Source organism: Aeromonas sp. ZOR0002, from assembly GCF_963866995.1.
In the GTDB taxonomy this organism is placed as follows: Bacteria; Pseudomonadota; Gammaproteobacteria; order Enterobacterales; family Aeromonadaceae; genus Aeromonas; species Aeromonas caviae.
In genome coordinates this window covers 11,138-14,710 of record NZ_CAWMFQ010000191.1, presented here as the reverse complement: position 1 = coordinate 14,710, position 3,573 = coordinate 11,138, and the positions used below count along the sequence as shown (strand labels likewise).

The following is a 3,573-nucleotide window of genomic DNA, read 5'->3' as shown; positions in this document are numbered from 1 at the left end:
CGGGCCACAGCCCCCAGAGGGTGGCCAGGGTAAAGAGCGGCTGACCGATCTGGGCCGGCAACAGGGCCGCCACCCCCATCAAGCCGGCCAGCGACAGGGGCTGCCAGTATTTGCCGAGCAGGTTACTGACCCTCTGCATCTGCGGGCTGCGGCCCGGTTCGCTGCGAGCCGTGTTCTGAGCGCCTCCTTTGAGCTGGAAGCCGGCGGCCAGCACGGCGGCGGTGACGGGATCGGAGGAGAGGCCGGGGGCCAGATCCACCACCAGCTTCTCGGTGGCAAACAGCACCCGAGCCTGTTGTACGCCCTCCACCCGGCTGACGGCGGTCTCTATCTTGCGTGCACAGCTGGGACAATCCATGCCCAGCACCTGCCAGCTATGGCGGCGACTGTTCTGCTCGGGGGTAGCCAGCGGCGGCTCGGTCGCGGCGGCCGTGTGGGCGTGCCCCTGCTCATGATGATCGTGGTCGTGGTCGTGGTCGTGGGCTGTGTCGGTGGCGCAAGCGCCTCTGGGGGGCTCTTCATCCCCCGGGCCGTCTGCGCCACTTTGCCCCTGATGATCGTGGCGGGTCGGGTTGGCGACACTACTGGCCTGTGCCCCGTTGTCGCAGCAGTGGCTGGTGTGGCTGTGCCCGGCCTGTGGGGTGGCGGCCTTGCTGACGGCCTTGATGGGGGCAGCGGCGTGTTGATGGCTGCAGCAGGATTTGCTCATGATGCGTTCCTCTTGAGGGATCCCGCCCCTGCGGGATCCTGGATGACTGAGCCGAGTGTAAACCTTGGTGTAAAGTCCAAGGTCAAGCCCTCTTCTCCTCCTTGTCCGGGGCCATGACAGTGGCCGCTGATCTGCCACTGGAGCAGGAGGGACGCAAAGGGATGCCAAATCCCTTTCATTAGCGGGTGTTTGTCATCCCGTGGCGGGCCTATACTGGGGACCCTGGATCCCACATCAATCATCAAGGACCTAACATGAGCAATACCGTCACCCTGCAAGGCAACCCCGTCTCCGTCTCCGGCCACTTCCCCGTTGCCGGTGAGCAGGCCAAGCCCTTCTCCCTGGTTGCTGGCGATCTGTCCGATGCGACCCTGGCGACCTTCGCCGGCAAGCGCAAGATCCTGAACATCTTCCCGAGCGTCGACACCCCGACCTGCGCCACTTCCGTGCGCAAGTTCAACGAGCAGGCAAGCGCCCTGAACAACACCGTCGTGCTGTGCATCTCCGCCGACCTGCCGTTCGCCCAGGCCCGTTTCTGCGGCGCCGAGGGTCTGGACAAGGTGGTGAACCTCTCCACCCTGCGTGGTGTCTCCTTCCTGCAGGACTACGGCGTGGCCTTCTCCTCCGGCCCGCTGGTGGGTCTGGCTGCCCGTGCCATCGTGGTACTGGATGAGCACGACAAGGTGCTGCACAGCGAGCTGGTGGCCGAAGTCGCCGACGAGCCGAACTACGCCGCCGCCCTGGCCGTTCTGTAAGTCGCGCCACAGGCTGATTGCCTGACGGCCTGCCCCGTTCATACGGGGCAGGCCGTTTTTATTGCGCTCCCGAACCTTTTACTTATGGGGTGGGTCTGGCTAGACTTCGCCTCCACATCCTTGTTCAGCCTGTATCTGCGATCCCCATGACGTTTGACGAACTCGCCCTTGCCCCCGCCCTGTTGCCCCTGCTGCCCGCCGCGCTGGAAAAACCGACCCCCATTCAGCAGCTAGCCATTCCTGCTGCCTTGTCAGGACGGGATCTGCTTGCCCTGGCCAGGACCGGCAGTGGCAAGACCCTGGCATTCGGCCTGCCGTTGCTGCAGAGGCTGGACGCAGCCAGTGACCGGGTACAGGGATTGGTACTGGTCCCCACCCGGGAGCTGGCAAGCCAGGTGAGCGCCGCCCTGCAGGAGATTGCCGACGGGTTGGGGGTGCGCCTTCTGACCCTGTGTGGCGGGGTGGCCCAGGAGTGGCAGGAGCAGGAACTGGCTCTCGGCCCCCAACTGCTGGTGGCGACCCCCGGACGGTTGCGGGACTTGCTGGCCCAGCAGACGCTGGGACTGGGTGCCCTGCGCATGCTGGTGCTGGATGAGGCGGATCGCCTGCTGGAGATGGGGTTCTGGCCCGATATCCAGTGGCTGATGAAGGCAATGCCGGAGGCGCGGCAGCAGATGCTCTTCTCCGCCACCTTGCCGATCGAACTGGAGAGCCTGGCCTCGGGCCTGCTGCAGGATCCGGTGCGCATCGAGGCCGAGCCGCTCAACAGCCTGGTGAGCGACATCGAGGAGCGGCTCTATCTGGTCAACAGGAGCAGCAAGGTGCCTGCGCTGATCGCCCTGCTGGAGGCCGGAGAGTGGCCCCAGGTGCTGGTCTTCATCAGTGCCAGGGACGACGTGGACGGGGTGGCCAAGAAACTCGCCAGGGCTGGCATGACGGTGGCGGTCCTGCACGGAAACAAGGATCAGGCCACGCGGGAGCAGGCGCTGGCGGATTTCAAGGAGGGCAGGGTGCGGGTGCTGGTGGCCACGGACCTGATGGCGCGCGGCATCCACGTGGAGGCATTGCCGGTGGTGATCAATCTGGATCTGCCGGACCATGCCCCCGTCTACGTGCATCGTATCGGTCGTACCGCCCGTGCCGGACAGAGCGGTCTGGCCATCTCCCTTACCTGCCACGGGGATGGGGACGCGCTCGAGGGGATCCGGGCCCTGACCGGTCGGCCCCTGCCCCTAGCGGCGCTGGCAGGTTTCCCGGTGACCGACAAACCCGCCAGCGGGGAGAGCAAACGGGCGCCAAGAGACAAGCAGGCGAACCGTCGCACCCAGGGCAAGCGCAGCATCAAGCAGTTCAAGGGCAAATCCTGAGACGGACTTCTTGCCCCCGGCGGGAGCCTGTCGTCGTGAAGGAGAGGAGAGATCGGCAGCGCGCCCGGGGGCGCGCCAAACTACACGGCAAGGGGGTCAGTCGTGGAACTGGTTGATCAGGCGGGAGAGGTTTTGCAGCCGCTCCACCAGCAGGGTGATGCCATCGAGGGCCTGACGGCTGTTGTCCGCGGTGTGGCTCGCCAGTTGGTGGATCTGGTGGATCCCCTGATCTAGGGTGCTGGTGACATCCGCCTGCTGGCTCACCGCCTGGGCTATCTCGTCGCTGGTGTGGGTCACCCGGGCCAGCATCCGGTTGATCTGGTCGAGCACCTCGGCGGTGGCCCCCATGTGCTGCTGGCAGAGCACTGATGTCTGGGCCCCCTGCTCCATGCCATCGGACAGTTGCCGGGTACTCTGTTGCAGCGCCCCTATCATGTCGCTTATCTCGCCGGTGGAGCTGCGGGTCTTCTGGGCCAGGGCCCGTATCTCGTCGGCCACCACCGCAAAGCCGCGCCCCTGTTCACCGGCCCGTGCCGCCTCGATGGCCGCATTGAGGGAGAGCAGGTTGGTCTGATCCGCAATCTGCCCGATCACCTCCAGAATGCCGTTGATCTTCTGGCTGTCCTGGGTCAGGCGCGCCAGCACGCCTTGGCTGGCGTCCAGCTCCTGATGAAGCCTGTCGACCGAATCCCGGGTGGTGGCCAGCGCCTGCTGACCACTGGCGGACACCTGCTGGACCTCG

The 3,573-nt window shown here is 65.8% G+C and carries 4 protein-coding genes; 2 read left to right on the top strand and 2 right to left on the bottom strand.

Features of this window, described 5'->3' with window-relative positions; genetic code table 11:
* The coding region (locus tag AACR77_RS11640) for a cation transporter (protein WP_042881589.1) at positions 1-709 on the bottom strand (709 nt) is incomplete at its 3' end.
* A gap of 254 nt (positions 710-963) precedes the next feature.
* Between AACR77_RS11640 and tpx the strand changes: the two genes are divergently transcribed.
* Positions 964-1,464: a thiol peroxidase gene (gene tpx / locus AACR77_RS11635; RefSeq protein WP_010672853.1), complete on the top strand. Its 501-nt coding sequence runs from the start codon at positions 964-966 to the stop codon at positions 1,462-1,464.
* A 146-nt stretch (positions 1,465-1,610) separates the two neighbouring features.
* Positions 1,611-2,831 carry a DEAD/DEAH box helicase gene (locus AACR77_RS11630; protein WP_042881587.1) on the top strand — a complete coding sequence of 407 codons (1,221 nt, stop codon included), beginning with the start codon at positions 1,611-1,613 and terminating at the stop codon, positions 2,829-2,831.
* A gap of 96 nt (positions 2,832-2,927) precedes the next feature.
* On the opposite strand, the gene AACR77_RS11625 is transcribed toward AACR77_RS11630, so the two are convergent.
* The coding region (locus AACR77_RS11625; protein ID WP_042881586.1) for a methyl-accepting chemotaxis protein at positions 2,928-3,573 on the bottom strand (646 nt) is incomplete at its 5' end.